This is a genomic window from Pseudarthrobacter sp. NIBRBAC000502770 (assembly GCF_006517815.1).
GTDB classification, from domain to species: Bacteria; Actinomycetota; Actinomycetes; order Actinomycetales; family Micrococcaceae; genus Arthrobacter; species Arthrobacter niigatensis.
This window is the reverse complement of record NZ_CP041198.1, coordinates 471570-486257: the sequence shown is the minus strand read 5'-3', so window position 1 is coordinate 486257 and position 14688 is coordinate 471570. Positions and strand designations below refer to the sequence as shown.

Sequence of the window (14688 nt, the reverse complement as noted above, 5' to 3'; positions counted from 1 at the left end):
CCAGTAGGGATGAAGTTCCATTCCAAGATGTTGGGTGCGATCGGATTCGGGCCGATTGCAGCGGGGGTTCGACGACGTCGAAGGGGACGCTGCCAGGAGTCCAGCCCGCCCGCCGGCAACAAACGCGGGCTTGGTCGATGCGGCGCTGAAGCCCAGAACCTACTGTCAGGGTACAGGTAAACCTTCAGGTTCCCCTCTAGACAGAACTTAGTCTGTGCACAGATAATCTTTGTGTAGATCATCTTCTGAGGAGGCCACCATGTGGGAATACGAGCACAGTATCGAAACCAACGCCACGCCAGAAGCCATCTGGCGGCTCTGGTCCGACGTCGAGAACTGGGGTGCCTGGAACGGGGAGATCGAGAAGACCGAGATCAACGGCCCCTTCGCTGAAGGCACCCAGATCCTGATGACGCCCCCAGGCGACGATCCGATCCCCTTGGTCATCGCCGAGGCAGTCGAAAACGAACGGTTCGTGGACGAGGCCCGCTTCGGCGGCCTGCTCCTGCGCACCACCCACCGCATCGATGCAGCCGGCGGGGACCGGATCCGCGTGGTGTACCGGATGGAGATCAGCGGCGACGGCGCCGACGAGGCCGGCCCGCAGATTGGGCCCGGCATCACCGCGGACTGGCCGGAAACCATGGCCGCGCTGGTCACGATGGCAGGCGGCTGATGCCGCTCAACCCCGGCGAGAGCCCCGGATTCCTGCTCTGGCACGCCACGCTGCGCTGGCAGCGGGACATCGCGGCAGCACTCGCCCCGCTTGATCTCACCCACGTGCAGTTTGTGCTGCTCGCCTGCGCGTGGTGGCTCAACAACAAGGGTGAGCACCCCAACCAGCTGGCCCTCGCCCGGCAGGCGGGCACCGACGTCAAGATGGCCTCCCAAGTCCTGCGCGCCCTGGAAGCGAAGGGACTCATCGAACGGGAAGTCGACCCCACCGACACCCGGGCCAAACGGCTGCGCGTTACCAGCGCAGGAGCCGAGCTGGCTCCCCGGGCCATCGCCGCCGTCGAACTTGCCGACGCCAGGTTCTTCGAGCCCGTGCCCGTGGACGACGCCGTATCGCTGCTCCGCCGCCTGGCCCGGCCCGCGGGGTGAGAGACGCGTGACGCCCAGCTGGCGCTGGGTGTCACACGGCCCATTGTTGGGGACTTATGCCGGATCCTCCAGCTCCCAGTCCTTAACGTCCGCCAAAGGAGCGAACACGGCGGGGTCGAGCTCCCCGAACTCCAGGTTGTTGCGGACAAGGTGCGGCCAGTTCCTGTTGGCCAGCGCCCCCTTGCCCAGCGCCACAACATCCGCCGAGCCGTCCACCAGGATGGACACAGCAGTATCAGGATCATCGAGCTTGCCGTTGGCGATCACCGGAAGGCCCGAGTACCTCTTCGCCAGCGCAGCGAGAGTCTCCCCGGCATCCGCGAACGCGGGCTCGGTGGCGCGGTATTCGGTGGTGTGGACAAAATCAATCCCCGTCCCGCCCAGGGTGGCGAAAATGACCTCGGCTTCCTCCACTCCCCCGCTCCACTTGTGCTCGGTGTCGCTGACCTTGGACTGGGAAATGCGGATGCCAACGGTCATGTCCGGGCCGACAGCCTCGCGGACGTCCCGGCAGATTTCAGCGGCGAAACGCACCCTGTTGTCCGGGGATCCGCCGTAATGGTCATCGCGCTGGTTCAGGTAGTCCGTGAGGAACTGGTCCAGCAGGTACCCGTTGGCACCATGGATCTCCACGCCGTCGAACCCCGCCTGCTGCGCATGCAGCGCGGCCGTGACGAACCCATCCCGCACCTCCTTCATCTGGGACAGGGTGATCGCGGAGGGTACCGGGTACGGGCCCTCACCGCGGTAAAACCCCAGCTGCTCCCCCTTGGGCGCCACAGCCGATGGCCCCACGGAGGAGGACACAAACCTGTTCCCTTGGCTCTGGGAACCCGCGTGCATCAGCTGGGCGAAGATCTTCGCACCCTCCGCATGGACCCCGTCGACCACCGTGGCCCAGGACCGGGCCTGCTCCTCCGTCGCGATGCCGGGCTGGTGATGGTAGCCCTGGCTGTGGGCGGTGTCCGGGTAGATGCCTTCCGTGACCAGCAGGCCGAAGCCTCCACGTGCAAAGGTCCGGTAGTAGGACGCCATTCTCTCCGTGGCATGCCCGTCCTCGGTGGCGCTGATCCGTGTCATGGGAGCCAAGGCCACCCGGTTATCCAGCTCGGTGGACCCAATCCGGATGGGTGACCAGAGCGGGGAGTAATCAGTCATGCAGAATCTCCTTGATAGTGTTCGGCGTCCGGCAGAAGACCGGCCGCCCGCGCAGGCAGGCCCGCGTTGGCCGGATCCGCTGCGTACGCCAGCCGGCGGCCGTTCAGCCGGTCCACCACGGACGCGTCCGGGAAGCAGCCGAGCACCGCGGACCACAGTTCGTCGAGGGTCTGGCACTGCGCGGAGGCTCCGGCTGCCCCGGTCATCAGCCACCCGTCTTTGAGGGCGTTCACTTTCGGAGCACCGGGGAGGCCGGAGCAGACGGCATTGACCGTGGCCGCCACGATCAGGTGTTGCCGCATGGTCCGCACCGGGCCCAGGGCGGGGTCCGCCACGGTGGTCCTTCCGCAGGCACCGCACATGTCGCTCCCTTTCCTTAGGGCATCACATCGCCGGAGTTGGGCCCCAGCGTCTGTCCCACAAACAGGTTTCCACCCGGATCGCTGGCCAGCAGGAGAGCCGCGGGAGCCACTTCCGCGGGCGTCCCGAAACGCCCCAGCGGAAGCTCGGCACGCTTCGCGGCCTTCCAGCTTTCCGAGATGCCCTCCACGAGCGGCGTCTCGACGGGCCCCGGGGCGATGCAGTTGACCAGCACATTGTCCGCCGCCGTTTCCAGGGCAAGCGCTTTGGAAAGGCCGACGACGCCGGCCTTGGCGGCACTGTAATGGGCCAGCCCCACGCCGCCCTTGATGGCCAACTGGGAGGCGATGTTGATGATGCGGCCCCACTTGCGCTGCCGCATCTCCCCCACCACCTCCCGGCAGCACAGGAACACACCGGTCAGGTCCACCGTGAGGGTCTCGTTCCACATGGCCAGGGACATGCCCTCCAGCGGAGACTCCGTCAGCAGGCCCGCGCTGTTGACCAGGACGTCGATGCCGCCCAGCGTCTCCCGGGCCTCGGCGAAGGCCGCGCGCACGCTGGTTTCGTCGGCCACGTCCACGCGGATGGCGCCGTACCCTCCGGCCCGGTCCAGCACGGCAACACGGTCGCCGTTGGCCAGGAAGGCCTCGGCGATGGCTTTGCCGATTCCGCTGGAACCGCCGGTGACCACCACCCCGCGTCCGTTCGAGGCTTGGGCGTTCCCGGAAACATGGGTCGATGTGTTCATGGTGTCCTTTCCTTGGGCTGTCAGGCGCGCATCTTCACGGTGAGGCCGCCGTCAACCACCAGCGCCTGCCCCGTGATGTAGCGGGAATCGTCGGAGGTGAGGAAGCCGATGACGCTGGCCACCTCCTCCGGTGTGCCCACCCGTCCCCAGGGGATGTCGTTCCCGGCCCGCTTCAGGCCCTCCGGTCCCAACGAGTTCACCGGGTCGAGGGACTGCGGGGTCTCGATGAGGCCGGGGATGACGGCGTTGGCGCGGATCTGCCGCGGCCCGAGCTCCACGGCCACGCTGCGGACCAGGCCCAGCACGCCTGCCTTGGCGGCGGCATAGTGGGCGTGTTCCTCCCAGCCGTACACCCCGCCGGCGATGGACGAGACCGCAACCAGGGCGCCGCCGTCGGTCATTCTCTCCGCGCCGGCACGCAGCGTGCGCAGCACGCCGGTGAGGTCCACGTTGAGCATGTCGTGCCAGCGCTCGTCCGTCATCTCCCCCAGCGGGGAGTTCCGGAGGATGCCGGCGTTGGCGATGGCGTAGTCCAGCCGGCCGTACTCGTCCACGGCCCGCTGGGCCAGGGCATCCACGGAGGCGGTGGTGCGGACATCCACTTCGTGGATCACCGCCTCGCCGTTGGCCTCCTTGACCAGCCGGAGGGTCTCCTCCGGATCGTGGGGGTCGCCCGGGAAGGTGCCGATGACGGACACCACCCCCTGGCGGGCGTAGTGCACGGCGAGGGCACGGCCGATGCCGCTGGCGGCACCGGTGATGATGGCGGCTTTGCTAGGCGACGTCATGGGGGTGGTCCTCCATCAGGGCTTCGGCAGGGGGCTTGGCGGCGATCATCAGGAGTCCGGACACCAGGGTGCCCAGGGCACCCACCCAAAGGGCCGCGGTACCGGTGCCGGCGCCGGCAGCAATGGCCGTGAAGATGGCGCCGCCGAGGATGGTTCCGGGCTGGCTCATGGCGCCGATGAAGGCGGTTCCGGTGGCCCGGCAGCTGACCGGGTAGCACTCGGCCATGAAGTACTGGATGGCGGCGTACGGCCCCACCAGGAAGAACAGTCCGGCGCCGTAGGTCAGGATGATCATGAATGGGCTGGTGGCGATGGGGCTAAGCATGATGGAGAAGGAAATACCGGAAAGGATCCAGCCGCCGATGATGGTCCGCTTCCGGCCGATCTTGTCACCAAGCCAGCCGTGGAAGACGTAGCCGAAGTAGGCCAGCAGGTTGATGACGATCAGCATCCAGAAGGCGTCCGAGAGTTCCACGCCCTTCGCGTTCTTGAGCACCGAGCTGCCCAGGACACTGAAGATGGTGATGCCGAAGAAGTTCACAATCCAGGCGAGCGAGAACACAAAGGTGTTCCGGCGCAGGTGCGGCTCCCAGATGCGCTTCAGCGGGGCTGCCGAGGAATGCTCGACGCCGTACGCGTGGGCCAGGGAGTGCGCATCCGCCGTCTTGCCGCTCTTTTCGAGCTCGGTCAGCTTGTGGTGCAGTTCGAACTGGGGCGTTTCCTTGAGCTTGCGGGCGATAACCCAGACGATGACGGCGGCCGGGATGGTGGCCATCAGGTACAGGGCACGCCAGCCCAGGGAGGGCAGGAAGGCCAGGGCCAGGGCGCTTGCCAGCAGGAAGCCGAGCGGCCAGCCGCCCTGGATGAAGGAGTAGTGGAAGCCCGGGCGCTTGCGCTTGTCCGCGACTTCGGTGACTTGGTAGACCTCGTTCATGTAGGTGGCGTTCACGGCCTGCTCGGAGAATCCGAGGCCGCCGAAGGAACGGACCACCACCAGCATGGCGTTGCTGAGGAACGGGATCCCCGTGGGAATCAGTGCCGTGAGGCCGGAGACGACGGCGGTCCCGCCGATGGTGGTCATCATGCCTTTGCGGCGGCCCAGGCGGTCAATGACGGGCCCGATGCCGAAGCAGACGATGGCGGTGCCCACGGCGATCCAGGTGTTGATGGCGTATGCCTCGGGCGCAGACCAGCCGAATTCCTGCTGCATGGCCGGCAGCAGGGTGCCGAACAGGCCGTAGTCGAAGACGGCTACGGTCCAGGCCAGCAGGGCAAGGACAGTGGCGGTGGTGGTGTGGCGCTTGGAAAAGACCGGGAAGCGGCGCTTCTCGTCCGGGCGGGGCTGCGACAGGTCGACAGCCGGGTCTTGGATGGTCATGACTTGTTGTCCTTACGGGGGCTGCGGGAAAGGAAGGAATCGGCGATCTGGTCGAAGGTGCACCAGCTGACGCCCTCATGGGAGTTGATGTGTTCGATGAGCCGCTCGAGCATGACCAGCACCTGCGGGCGGCCGGAGACGTCCGGGTGGATGGTCATGGTGAAAACGGCCTGGTCCATTTCGCGGTAGACCCAGTCGAACTGGTCCCGCCACATCTCTTCGATGTCGCGGGGGTTGACGAACCCGTGAGAGTTCGGCGATGCCTTGATGAACATCATCGGAGGCAGGTCATCGAGGTACCAGTTGGCCGGAATTTCCACCAGGTCCGTTTCCTGCCCGCGCTTCAACGGCTCCATCCAGGTCTGGGCGTCCTTGGTGTAGTCGATCTTCTTCCACGAGTCCCCCACCCGGACGTAGTACGGCTCGAAGTCGCGGTGCATCAGGGAGTGGTCGTATTTGATGCCGCGCTCCAGGAGGATCTCGTTGGTGACGGGAGAGAACTCCCACCACGGTGCAACGTAGCCGGTAGGCCGGCGGCCGGACACCTTTTCGATCAGTTCGATCGCGCGGTCCAGGATGGCGGTCTCCTGCTCCCGGGTCATGGCGATCGGGTTCTCGTGCGAATATCCGTGCACGCCGATCTCGTGCCCGGCGTCCACGATCATCTGGGTCAGTTCCGGGAAGGTCTCGATCGAGTGGCCCGGCACGAACCAGGTGGCCGGGAGGTTGTATTTCTGGAACAACCGGATCAGCCGGGGTCCGCCGACTTCACCGCTGAACAGGCCGCGGCTGATGTCGCACGGGGAGTCCTCTCCTCCGTAGGAGCCGAGCATGCCTGCCACTGCGTCTACGTCCACGCCGAAGGCGACTTGAATGTCCTTAGCCATGAGATTTTCCTTTCAATTCGTTCAAAACCGGGTGTTCTGGGTGTCAGGCGGAAGGTTCAGGAGGCCTCCCTCGTTGGGCAAAAATTTCGGTGATCCGGTCCCGGTCGGGATTGATCCTGAGCAGGAGGCTGAGCAGGATCAGTGACTGCGAGGGCCGGAGGTGGCCGGAGCTGATGGCACCGGCAACCCGCAGGTCCTCGCCACCGCCTCCGGCCCCGTAAATGGGCACCACCGGTCCCGCGTCCACGCGGGTGCTGGTGACCACCACGGCGCCGGACGCGACGGCGGCGGCCACCTCTGCGCAGAGGCTGGCATTTGCGTTGCCGCTTCCGGTTCCCTGGAGGATGATGCCTTCCGCTCCTGCTTCAAGGGCGGCGTGCATCAGGATGGAGTCGGAGCCTGGGTAGGCGGCAACCAGGTCCACCCGCGGGGAGCCGCCGCCCGGCCGGGGCAGGGGCAGGGCCTCAAGCCTGCCGCTGCCGTCCATGGCAACTTCTCCCTGGGCTGACACTTGGCCAAGTACCCCAAAATCGGGGTTCGCAAAGGCATCCAGCCGAAGAGTCTGGCTTTTCCGCACGCCGGCGGCCGGGAAAATGGTGCCCGCAAACTGGACCATGACGCCCTTTCCCCGCCCGTCCATCGAACCGGCGACGGCGATGGCCCGCGCAAGGTTGTCCGGCCCGTCGGGAGCGTCGGAGTCGGCGGCCCGCTGCGAGCCTGTGAAGACCACCGGCCGCTCGTCGCTGTGTGTCAGGTCCGCGAGGTAGGCGGTCTCCTCCATGGTGTCCGTGCCGTGGGTGACCACCACGCCCAGGACGGTGGGGTCCTTAAGAACCTCCTGGATGGCTGCGCAGATCTTCAGCATGTCGTCGAATGTCAGGAGGTAGGACCCCTTTTGGAACACGTCCAGCACCCGGACGGGGTGGGAAACCCGCGAGCCGAGGGCTTTGAACACCTGCTCGCCGGTATCGGAGGCGACGGCGCCTCCGGCCTGGGAGGAACGCGACGAGATTGTGCCTCCCGTGGCCAGCAGCACGACGTGGGAGTCGGTAACAGTCATTTCAGCTCCGGTGGTTTGCTGCGCGGCCCGCAACCCAATCGATTGGGTGACGCTCCGCGGAAAGGGGAAACGCGCTGAAAACGGGGCGGCACCCAGGGGTGGGGGCGCCGGGGGAAGTTGTAGGGGTTGGTCTACCCAAACGTTTGGGTAGCGCTGATGAACGACTATAGGATGTGAAGCGGGTCACGTCAAGGGTTGCCTTGGCGGCCTTCCGGGCAGCCCGGGCAGACCTGGGCTACAGTGGCCACGGGGGCAGGAGAGGGACATGAAAGAAAAGGCCGACGGCGGCGGAACGGTCACGCTGAAGGATTTGGCCAGGGAGTTGGGCGTCCATCCGTCCACGGTCTCCAGGGTCCTGCATTCCGGTTCCGACGTGGCGAAAGGAGCGGCCTCGGCCGCCACCGCCGAGCGTGTCCGGGAACTGGCCCGCAAGCGCGGCTACTCCCCTGACCCGCAGGCCGCCAGCCTCCGCACGCGGCGCACCAAACTGTTGGGCGTCATCGTCCCCCGGCTTTCGGACCTGGTCCTGGCCATCATGTACGAGGGCATCGACGAGGCCTCAGCCGAGGTGGGGTACTCCGCGTTCGTGATGAACTCCCGCGACGACCCCGACGAACAACGGCGGAAGATCGACCTCATGCTGGCGCGACGGGTGGACGGCCTCATTATTGGTGACGCCCACCTTGACGGCGGCCTCCTGCAGGAACTGACGGAGCGGAAGGTCCCGTTCGTGCTGATGAACCGCCGGGTGACGGGCTACCCGTCTGCCACCTGCGATGACGTCGTGGGCGGTGAACTCGTGGCCGGCCACCTGTGGGAAATGGGCCACCGGCAGGTGGCGGTCATTGCCGGCGAGCCCTACGCAAGCACCGCCGTCGACCGCACCGCAGGCTTCCTGGACCGCTGGCGGTCGCTGGGCGGCACCATTTCCGACGACGACGTGGTGTGGTCCAGATTCGATACCGCCGGGGGGCGGGAGGCCGGGGAGAAAATTCTCACCGGCGGCAGGCCGCGCCCCACCGCAATCTTCGCGGTCAACGACTTCGCCGCCATTGGAGCGATGGGGGCCCTGCGCGCCCGCGGCCTCACCGTGGGACAGGACGTGGCGGTGGTGGGGTACAACGACACCTCCCTGGCCGCCGAACTTCCCATTCCGCTGACCTCGGTCCACTCCCCCATGGCGGACATTGGACGGACGGCGGTGCAGCTGATCCAGGCGGTGCTCAGGGGCGAGAAACCCGAACCCGTACAGCTGGAACCCACCCTGTTCGTCCGCGAAAGCAGCGCCGCCAGGGCGGCCGCCGAGATGGCCGCCACCTAGGTTCCGGCGGCGACGATCCGCAGCGCCAGCAGGCAGGTGGCCCGCACTTCGCCGTCATCCAGGTCAACCCGGAGAAGCTCCTCAATCTTGCGCAACCTGTACGTCAGGGTGTTGCGGTGGATGAAGAGCTCGCTGCAGGTTTCACGGGTATTCCCGCTGTACCGCAGGTACGCCTCAAGTGTTTCGCGCAAGGCCGTGCCGCCGTCGGACATCAACGGGGCCAGGAGGCGCCGGGACATCGCCACCAGCCCGGCCCCGGGCAGGCCCTCCACCACACCGGCCAGGTCAGCGACCGGCGCCCGATGGAGCCCCGGCTCACCCATCCTGCGGCGGGCCAGCTGCAGCACCAGCGGCAGTTCGTCCAGGTTCCCGCACCCGGAGACGACGGCGGACAATTCCGGCGCGTCCTGGAAGGATTTTTGGACGGCTTCCATGAGCTCCATCCCCGCTTCCCCGCGCTGCACCAGGACCGTGGTGAGGCCGGCTTCCTCCATGAACCGCACCGTCCCGAATTCGGCCTGCAGACCCACCCGGACCCGCCAGGCGATGGTCCGCAGCTTGGCCGGCGCAACTTCCCCTGCGCCGCCAATCAGCACGGAGCCCCACTCCGCGTCCGGCTCGAACCCGGCCTCCGCGGCGTAGCGCCGCAGGGCCGGCGCTGGTGTCCCCCTGGCCTCGTAGAGCGCCTCGATGAACCGTGCGGCTTCCCGTGAATGCAGGGGCGACCGGGACCCGAGGGTGTAGCTCAGCTGCATGGCGATCACCGCAGCCACCGGGCCCAACAGCGGCTGCAGCACCAGGCTGCTCTTGATTCCTTCGATGGCCAGCCTGAACCGGAGGATTCCGCCGCTGGGCAGGCTCAGGGTGGTCCGTGCCGTTCCGCCCGCGGCCGTTCCTGCCGACATGAGTTCAAACCCATTGTGGTCAAGGACCGCCACGCGCGCCCGGATGGTTGTGGCCACCCGTTCCAGGACCTGCGCCAGCGAATGGCCGCCCGCCGCCAGCCTGGTGCACTCGTCCGCCAGGTCCCACCCGGCGCGCAGCTCGGCATAGCGTTCGGCGGCGATGAGCTGGTCCACGTGCCGCATCACCTGGACAAACGGCACTTCGGGCGGAAGCTCAAGCAGTGGAAGGCCATGGGCTTCGCAGGCTTTCACCAGTCCCGGCGGCAGTTCACGGTGTGCGGCGCCGAGGCCGAAAACCAGGCCCGAAACGGGAACGGACATCAGGCGCTCCACGTACGCATCCCAGATGCGGTAGTCCTTGACATTCAGGCCCATCCCGTTAGTGAGCAGCAGCGCGTTGACGCTGAGGAACGGCGTGGGGTCCATGTGCTCCGTGGGGGCACACCATGCAATGGGCCGGGCCAGGCGTCCAGGGCTGCCCGGCACGGCAAGTCGGATGTTCAGCGCAGCATCCGCCACGAGATCGGCAACACGCACGGCAAGCCTCCTTGTTAGTGCAAAAAGCATAATCCGGGTGGCCACATTCGGCGATCCGCCCAATTCCTGCATGCTCGCCGCCTCTGTACCGTTGCCTGCATGCAAAAAAACGTGACGGAAACCACGCCTGCCCAGGTGCTGCTGAATTCGGACATGGGTGAAGGCTTCGGCCTGCATGAGTTCGGCAACGACGCCGCACTCATGGAAATCATCGACGTCGCCAACGTCGCCTGCGGCTACCACGCCGGGGACCCGGACGTCATGAACCGGACGGTGGCCCTTGCCGCCGAACACGGGGTGGCCGTGGGCGCCCATCCCGGGCTCCCCGACCCCATGGGGTTCGGCCGCCGCCGCATGGTGCTCACCCCGGAGGAGGTCGAGTCGATCATCCTGTACCAGACCGGGGCACTGACCGCCTTCCTGGCCAAGAACGGGCTGTCCCTGAACCACATCAAACCCCACGGCGCGCTCTACGGCATGCTCGCCGGAGACGAAGACCTTATGCAGGCGGCGGCCGGAACAGCCAAACAGTTCGGCGTTCCGTTCTACGGCCTGGCGGGGACCGCCCATGAATCCGTGTGCCGCGCCATGGGCGTGGACTTCGTTGCGGAACTCTATGTGGACCTCAATTACGGCCCCGGCGGCGAGCTCCTCATCCAGCGACGGCCCGCGCCCACCGACCCGGACGCCGCCGCGGAACGCGTCAGCCGGGCGGTGGCAGGCGAGCCCGTGACCGCCGTCGACGGCACTCCCCTGAACATCGCCTTCCAGAGCATCTGCGTCCACTCGGATGCACCCAACGCCGTCGCCGTGGCCTCCGCCGTGCGCAAGGCACTCGACTCATCCCGATCCGCCCACTCCTGAAAGCGAGCAGCACATGGCCACCATCGTTTCACCCCTTCCCGGAGTCTTCTACCGCAAGCCCGGCCCGGGCAAACCCCCCTTCGCCAACGAAGGCGACACCATCGAAGTCGGCCAGACCATCGGCATCGTGGAAATCATGAAGCAGTTCACCGAGATCCAGTCCGACGTCGCCGGAACCCTGGAATCCTTTGAAGTCAACGAAGGCGACATGGTCAACCCGGGCGACTCGATCGTCGTCATCCGGGAAGGATAAAGGCAGCCCATGAAACTGTTCATCGCAAACCGCGGCGAGATCGCCGTGCGGATCGCCAGGACTGCCCGCGAGATGGGCATCGAAACCGTCCTGGGGGTCAGCGAGCCCGACGCGGAATCACTGGCAGCCCGGACAGCCGACCACTACGTGGTGGTGGGCCCGGCCCAGGCAACCGCCAGCTACCTGAACCAGGACGCCCTGGTCACTGCAGCCCTCGAGCAGGGGTGCGACGCCGTCCACCCGGGCTACGGTTTCCTCTCGGAGAACGCCGACTTCGCCAGGAAGGTGGCAGAGGCCGGCCTCACCTGGGTGGGCCCCACCGCGGACACCATCTCCATGATGGGCAACAAATCCCTGGCCCGGGAAGCGGCAGCCAACGCCGGCGTCCCCGTGCTCAAGGGGTCTGACGGCCCCCTGGATCCGGAGGCGGACGCCGTCGGGATTGCGCGTGCGATTGGGTACCCGCTGGTGGTGAAGGCCTCCGCCGGTGGTGGCGGCAGGGGCATCCGGTTCGTGCACGACGAAGGCGAACTGCTGGAAACCATCGAGATGGCCCGGGGCGAGGCCGCCGCCATCTTCGGCGACCCCACCGTCTACCTGGAACGGTTCGTGGAGCATGCCCGCCATGTGGAGGTGCAGGTCCTGGGCGACGGGACCAACTTCATCCACCTCGGTGACCGCGACTGTTCCATGCAGCGCCGTTCCCAGAAGGTACTGGAGGAAGCTCCTGCACCCAACCTCCCGGACGCCGTCCGGGCCACCATCCGGGAGTCCTCCGTGGCCCTTGCCCGCCAGTGCGGGTACCACGGAGCGGGGACGGTGGAGTTCCTGTACGACCCCGGGAACCACGAGGCCGCCTTCATTGAGATGAACACCCGCATCCAGGTGGAGCACCCCATCACCGAGCAAATCACCGGCGTGGACCTGGTCCGCGAGCAGCTCCTGATTGCCTCCACCGGATCCATGTCCATCTCCCAGGACGACGTGCACTTCAGCGGCCACGCCATCGAATGCCGCATCAACGCGGAAGACCCCAGCCACCACTTCTTCCCCAGCCCCGGAACCATCCGGTCCCTGGACTGGCCATCGGGGGAGGGCATCCGCGTGGACACCGGGGTGGAAGCAGGTTCGGTGGTGAGCCCCTACTACGACTCCCTCCTGGCAAAGCTGGCCGTCCACGCCGCGGACCGGGACGCCGCCATCGCAGCCACCTTGGCGGCGCTGGAGGCAACACACATTGAAGGGGTCAAGACCACCGTCCCCGTCCACCTGGCGCTGCTGGCGCGGCCCGAATTCGCCGAAGTCAGCCACCACTCCAAGTTCATTGAAACCGCAGCCGACCTCACGGGGGCAAAATGACCACCGAAACCGCCATCCTCCCGGGTGCGCGCTACACCTGGGGCGGGGACGAATTCCTGTTCGTGGAAGTCTCCGAAGCGATGAGCCTGCCCGCGAACTTCAAGGTCATGTCCATCGCCGGCAGGCTATCCGACGCCGGGCTCCCGGGAATCGTTGACATCTGCCCGGCCAACGCATCCCTGCTGGTGCGGTTCGACCCCGACGTCCTGCCTCCAGAGCAGCTGGAAACTGCTGTGCGTGACATCGAGCGGGACCTGACGTCCCACCAGGAACGGGCACTGGAGACCCGGATCGTCGAGGTTCCGGTCTGGTACGAGGACCCCTTCACCGCGGAAGTGGCCCAGCGGTTCCGTGAAGGGTTCCACCAGGAGCCTGAAGGCAGCGACATTGATTACGCGGCCAAGGTCAACCACCTCAAGGATGCCGCGGAGTTCATCCAGCGGCACCACGAACAGCCGTGGCTGGTGTCCATGGTGGGCTTCGTGGCCGGGCTGCCGTTCCTGTTCCAGCTGGTGGACCGCGAGAAGCAGCTGGAGGTGCCCAAGTACCTGAGCCCGCGGACCGACACCCCCAAGCTGACCGTGGGGCACGGCGGATGCTTCGGCTGCATCTACTCCGTCCGGGGCGCCGGCGGGTACCAGATGTTCGGCGTCGCCGCGGCCCCCATCTTCGACCCCGGCCAGGCCTTGGCGGACTTCAAGGACTTCATGGTGTTCTTCCGCCCCGGGGACATCGTGAAGTTCAAACCGGTCACGGAGGCGGAATACAACACCATCCAGGCGGAGATCTCCGCCGGCACCTTCCGCTACCGCCAGGCACCGGTGACGTTCGACCTGTCCAGGGCGCTGGCCGACCCGGAAGGCTACAACCGTGAACTCATGGAGGCCCTCAATGGCATTTGAAATCGGAAACCCGGGCCTGGCCACCACGGTCCAGGACCAGGGGCGAACGGGCCACTACAACGTGGGCATACCGCAAAGCGGTTCCATGGACCAGTACTCCGCCGAACTGGGAAACGCGCTGGTGGGAAACTCGGCACGGGAAGCGGTCCTGGAGTGCACCTACCTGGGCCCGGTGCTGACCACCGACAACGACGCCGTCATCGCCGTCACCGGCGCTCCTGTGGAGGTGAAGGTCAACGGGGAGCCGCGGCCACAGTGGAGCCGCCTGCTGCTGAAGGCCGGGGACCAGCTTTCCTTCGGCGTCATCCAGGGCGGCACCCGCTACTACATCGCCGTCCAGGGCGGCATCGACGTCCCGGAGGTGCTGGGCAGCCGGTCCACGTACAGCCTGGGCGGGATCGGCGGGTTCAAGGGCCGCAAGCTCGAGGCGGGAGACGTTGTCCCCGTGGGCGCTCCCCTCAACGGCGGAAGCCTCCCCCAGGCCGAAAGCGTCCCGGATGAATACCGGCCTGCTTTCGCCAAGGAGCAGGAAGTCCGGATCGTGCTGGGGTTGTACGACCACCGCCTCACCGACGAAGGCCTGGGCAATCTCCTCCACGAGGAGTGGAAGGTGACTCCCGTGGCCGACCGAATGGGTCTTCGCTACTCCGGACCCGGCGTGGAATGGAAGGAGCGCGAACAGCCGTTCGGCGCCGGCTCGGACCCTTCCAACATCGTGGACGCGGGGTATGCCGTGGGATCCATCCAGATTCCCGGCGGCACCCAGCCGATCATCCTGCACCGCGATGCCGTCTCCGGCGGCGGCTACGCAATGGTGGGCACCGTGATCAGCGCCGACATGGACCTGGTTGCACGGGCTGCGCCCGGAACCGCGACCCGGTTTGCCGCCGTCAGCCTGGATGATGCCCTTGCTGCCCGCCGGGACCTTGCCGAACACCGGAACAAGGCCTGGGCGGCCCTGGGCGCCAACCGCTGACGGGCAGCGGCGGGCCCTGCCCAGGGCCCGCCGCTCCCGGCTACGTGGAACTGGTCAGTCCCTCCCGAACTGAGCGCCCCTAGCG

Annotated in this window: 16 protein-coding genes; 8 read left to right on the top strand and 8 right to left on the bottom strand. The window is 66.8% G+C overall.

Annotated elements, in window-relative coordinates:
• Positions 1–259 precede the first annotated feature (259 nt).
• Together NIBR502770_RS02640 and NIBR502770_RS02635 are read left to right on the top strand one after the other, a co-directional pair.
• Complete coding sequence (locus tag NIBR502770_RS02640; protein ID WP_141180943.1) at positions 260–676, top strand: SRPBCC family protein; 417 nt, start codon at positions 260–262, stop codon at positions 674–676.
• Positions 676–1104 (top strand): MarR family winged helix-turn-helix transcriptional regulator, encoded by a 429-nt coding sequence (locus tag NIBR502770_RS02635; protein ID WP_141180942.1) that lies wholly within the window; start codon positions 676–678, stop codon positions 1102–1104. The genes NIBR502770_RS02640 and NIBR502770_RS02635 overlap by 1 nt, the downstream gene beginning before the upstream one ends.
• 54 nt (positions 1105–1158) lie before the next feature.
• On the opposite strand, the gene NIBR502770_RS02630 is transcribed toward NIBR502770_RS02635, so the two are convergent.
• Genes NIBR502770_RS02630 through NIBR502770_RS02600 form a run of 7 tightly spaced genes read right to left on the bottom strand, consistent with a single transcriptional unit; the run spans position 1159 to position 7486 of the window.
• Positions 1159–2262: an NADH:flavin oxidoreductase gene (locus NIBR502770_RS02630; protein WP_141180941.1), complete on the bottom strand. Its 1104-nt coding sequence runs from the start codon at positions 2260–2262 to the stop codon at positions 1159–1161.
• Entirely contained in the window at positions 2259–2597 is a 339-nt protein-coding gene (locus NIBR502770_RS02625; RefSeq protein ID WP_141180940.1) for a hypothetical protein, read from the bottom strand. Before NIBR502770_RS02625 ends, NIBR502770_RS02630 begins: the two co-directional genes overlap by 4 nt.
• Before the next feature lie 41 nt (positions 2598–2638).
• On the bottom strand, positions 2639–3373 hold the full coding sequence (locus NIBR502770_RS02620) for an SDR family NAD(P)-dependent oxidoreductase (protein WP_141180939.1): 735 nt from the start codon (positions 3371–3373) through the stop codon (positions 2639–2641).
• Positions 3374–3393: 20 nt separating this feature from the next.
• Positions 3394–4161, bottom strand: coding sequence for an SDR family NAD(P)-dependent oxidoreductase (locus NIBR502770_RS02615; protein WP_141180938.1), 768 nt, complete (start codon positions 4159–4161; stop codon positions 3394–3396).
• Positions 4148–5539, bottom strand: a complete 1392-nt coding sequence (locus NIBR502770_RS02610) for an MFS transporter (RefSeq protein WP_141180937.1) — start codon at positions 5537–5539, stop codon at positions 4148–4150. The genes NIBR502770_RS02615 and NIBR502770_RS02610 overlap by 14 nt, the downstream gene beginning before the upstream one ends.
• Positions 5536–6426, bottom strand: a complete 891-nt coding sequence (locus tag NIBR502770_RS02605; protein ID WP_141180936.1) for a polysaccharide deacetylase — start codon at positions 6424–6426, stop codon at positions 5536–5538. The genes NIBR502770_RS02610 and NIBR502770_RS02605 overlap by 4 nt, the downstream gene beginning before the upstream one ends.
• Positions 6427–6469: 43 nt before the next feature.
• Positions 6470–7486, bottom strand: coding sequence for an asparaginase (locus tag NIBR502770_RS02600; protein WP_141180935.1), 1017 nt, complete (start codon positions 7484–7486; stop codon positions 6470–6472).
• A 265-nt stretch (positions 7487–7751) separates the two neighbouring features.
• Here NIBR502770_RS02600 and NIBR502770_RS02595 point away from each other — a divergent pair, with 265 nt between their 5' ends.
• Positions 7752–8807 (top strand): LacI family DNA-binding transcriptional regulator, encoded by a 1056-nt coding sequence (locus tag NIBR502770_RS02595; RefSeq protein WP_141180934.1) that lies wholly within the window; start codon positions 7752–7754, stop codon positions 8805–8807.
• Here the strand turns inward: NIBR502770_RS02595 and NIBR502770_RS02590 are convergent.
• Complete coding sequence (locus tag NIBR502770_RS02590; RefSeq protein ID WP_168223107.1) at positions 8804–10249, bottom strand: helix-turn-helix domain-containing protein; 1446 nt, start codon at positions 10247–10249, stop codon at positions 8804–8806. The genes NIBR502770_RS02595 and NIBR502770_RS02590 overlap by 4 nt on opposite strands.
• Before the next feature lie 99 nt (positions 10250–10348).
• On the opposite strand from NIBR502770_RS02590, the gene pxpA reads away from it, so the two are divergent.
• The 5 genes from pxpA to NIBR502770_RS02565 are packed head-to-tail and all read left to right on the top strand — an operon-like array spanning position 10349 to position 14603.
• A complete protein-coding gene (gene pxpA / locus NIBR502770_RS02585; RefSeq protein WP_141180932.1) occupies positions 10349–11113 on the top strand; it encodes a 5-oxoprolinase subunit PxpA in 765 nt (254 codons plus the stop codon).
• A gap of 13 nt (positions 11114–11126) precedes the next feature.
• On the top strand, positions 11127–11366 hold the full coding sequence (locus NIBR502770_RS02580) for an acetyl-CoA carboxylase (protein WP_018770516.1): 240 nt from the start codon (positions 11127–11129) through the stop codon (positions 11364–11366).
• Positions 11367–11375: 9 nt separating this feature from the next.
• A complete protein-coding gene (locus NIBR502770_RS02575; RefSeq protein ID WP_141180931.1) occupies positions 11376–12725 on the top strand; it encodes an acetyl/propionyl/methylcrotonyl-CoA carboxylase subunit alpha in 1350 nt (449 codons plus the stop codon).
• Positions 12722–13627, top strand: a complete 906-nt coding sequence (locus tag NIBR502770_RS02570; RefSeq protein WP_141180930.1) for an allophanate hydrolase subunit 1 — start codon at positions 12722–12724, stop codon at positions 13625–13627. The genes NIBR502770_RS02575 and NIBR502770_RS02570 overlap by 4 nt, the downstream gene beginning before the upstream one ends.
• Entirely contained in the window at positions 13617–14603 is a 987-nt protein-coding gene (locus tag NIBR502770_RS02565; protein WP_141180929.1) for a biotin-dependent carboxyltransferase family protein, read from the top strand. Before NIBR502770_RS02570 ends, NIBR502770_RS02565 begins: the two co-directional genes overlap by 11 nt.
• Positions 14604–14688: the final 85 nt, after the last annotated feature.

What these genes read in the sequence shown, in the direction of transcription:
- NIBR502770_RS02600 (WP_141180935.1), bottom strand. Translation starts at nt 7,486, where the DNA reads ATGACTGTTACCGACTCCCACGTCGTGCTGCTGGCCACGGGAGGCACA.
- NIBR502770_RS02630 (WP_141180941.1), bottom strand. Translation starts at nt 2,262, where the DNA reads ATGACTGATTACTCCCCGCTCTGGTCACCCATCCGGATTGGGTCCACC.
- NIBR502770_RS02595 (WP_141180934.1), top strand. Translation starts at nt 7,752, where the DNA reads ATGAAAGAAAAGGCCGACGGCGGCGGAACGGTCACGCTGAAGGATTTG.
- NIBR502770_RS02565 (WP_141180929.1), top strand. Translation starts at nt 13,617, where the DNA reads ATGGCATTTGAAATCGGAAACCCGGGCCTGGCCACCACGGTCCAGGAC.
- NIBR502770_RS02615 (WP_141180938.1), bottom strand. Translation starts at nt 4,161, where the DNA reads ATGACGTCGCCTAGCAAAGCCGCCATCATCACCGGTGCCGCCAGCGGC.
- NIBR502770_RS02570 (WP_141180930.1), top strand. Translation starts at nt 12,722, where the DNA reads ATGACCACCGAAACCGCCATCCTCCCGGGTGCGCGCTACACCTGGGGC.
- NIBR502770_RS02580 (WP_018770516.1), top strand. Translation starts at nt 11,127, where the DNA reads ATGGCCACCATCGTTTCACCCCTTCCCGGAGTCTTCTACCGCAAGCCC.
- NIBR502770_RS02640 (WP_141180943.1), top strand. Translation starts at nt 260, where the DNA reads ATGTGGGAATACGAGCACAGTATCGAAACCAACGCCACGCCAGAAGCC.
- NIBR502770_RS02610 (WP_141180937.1), bottom strand. Translation starts at nt 5,539, where the DNA reads ATGACCATCCAAGACCCGGCTGTCGACCTGTCGCAGCCCCGCCCGGAC.
- pxpA (WP_141180932.1), top strand. Translation starts at nt 10,349, where the DNA reads ATGCAAAAAAACGTGACGGAAACCACGCCTGCCCAGGTGCTGCTGAAT.
- NIBR502770_RS02575 (WP_141180931.1), top strand. Translation starts at nt 11,376, where the DNA reads ATGAAACTGTTCATCGCAAACCGCGGCGAGATCGCCGTGCGGATCGCC.
- NIBR502770_RS02620 (WP_141180939.1), bottom strand. Translation starts at nt 3,373, where the DNA reads ATGAACACATCGACCCATGTTTCCGGGAACGCCCAAGCCTCGAACGGA.
- NIBR502770_RS02605 (WP_141180936.1), bottom strand. Translation starts at nt 6,426, where the DNA reads ATGGCTAAGGACATTCAAGTCGCCTTCGGCGTGGACGTAGACGCAGTG.
- NIBR502770_RS02635 (WP_141180942.1), top strand. Translation starts at nt 676, where the DNA reads ATGCCGCTCAACCCCGGCGAGAGCCCCGGATTCCTGCTCTGGCACGCC.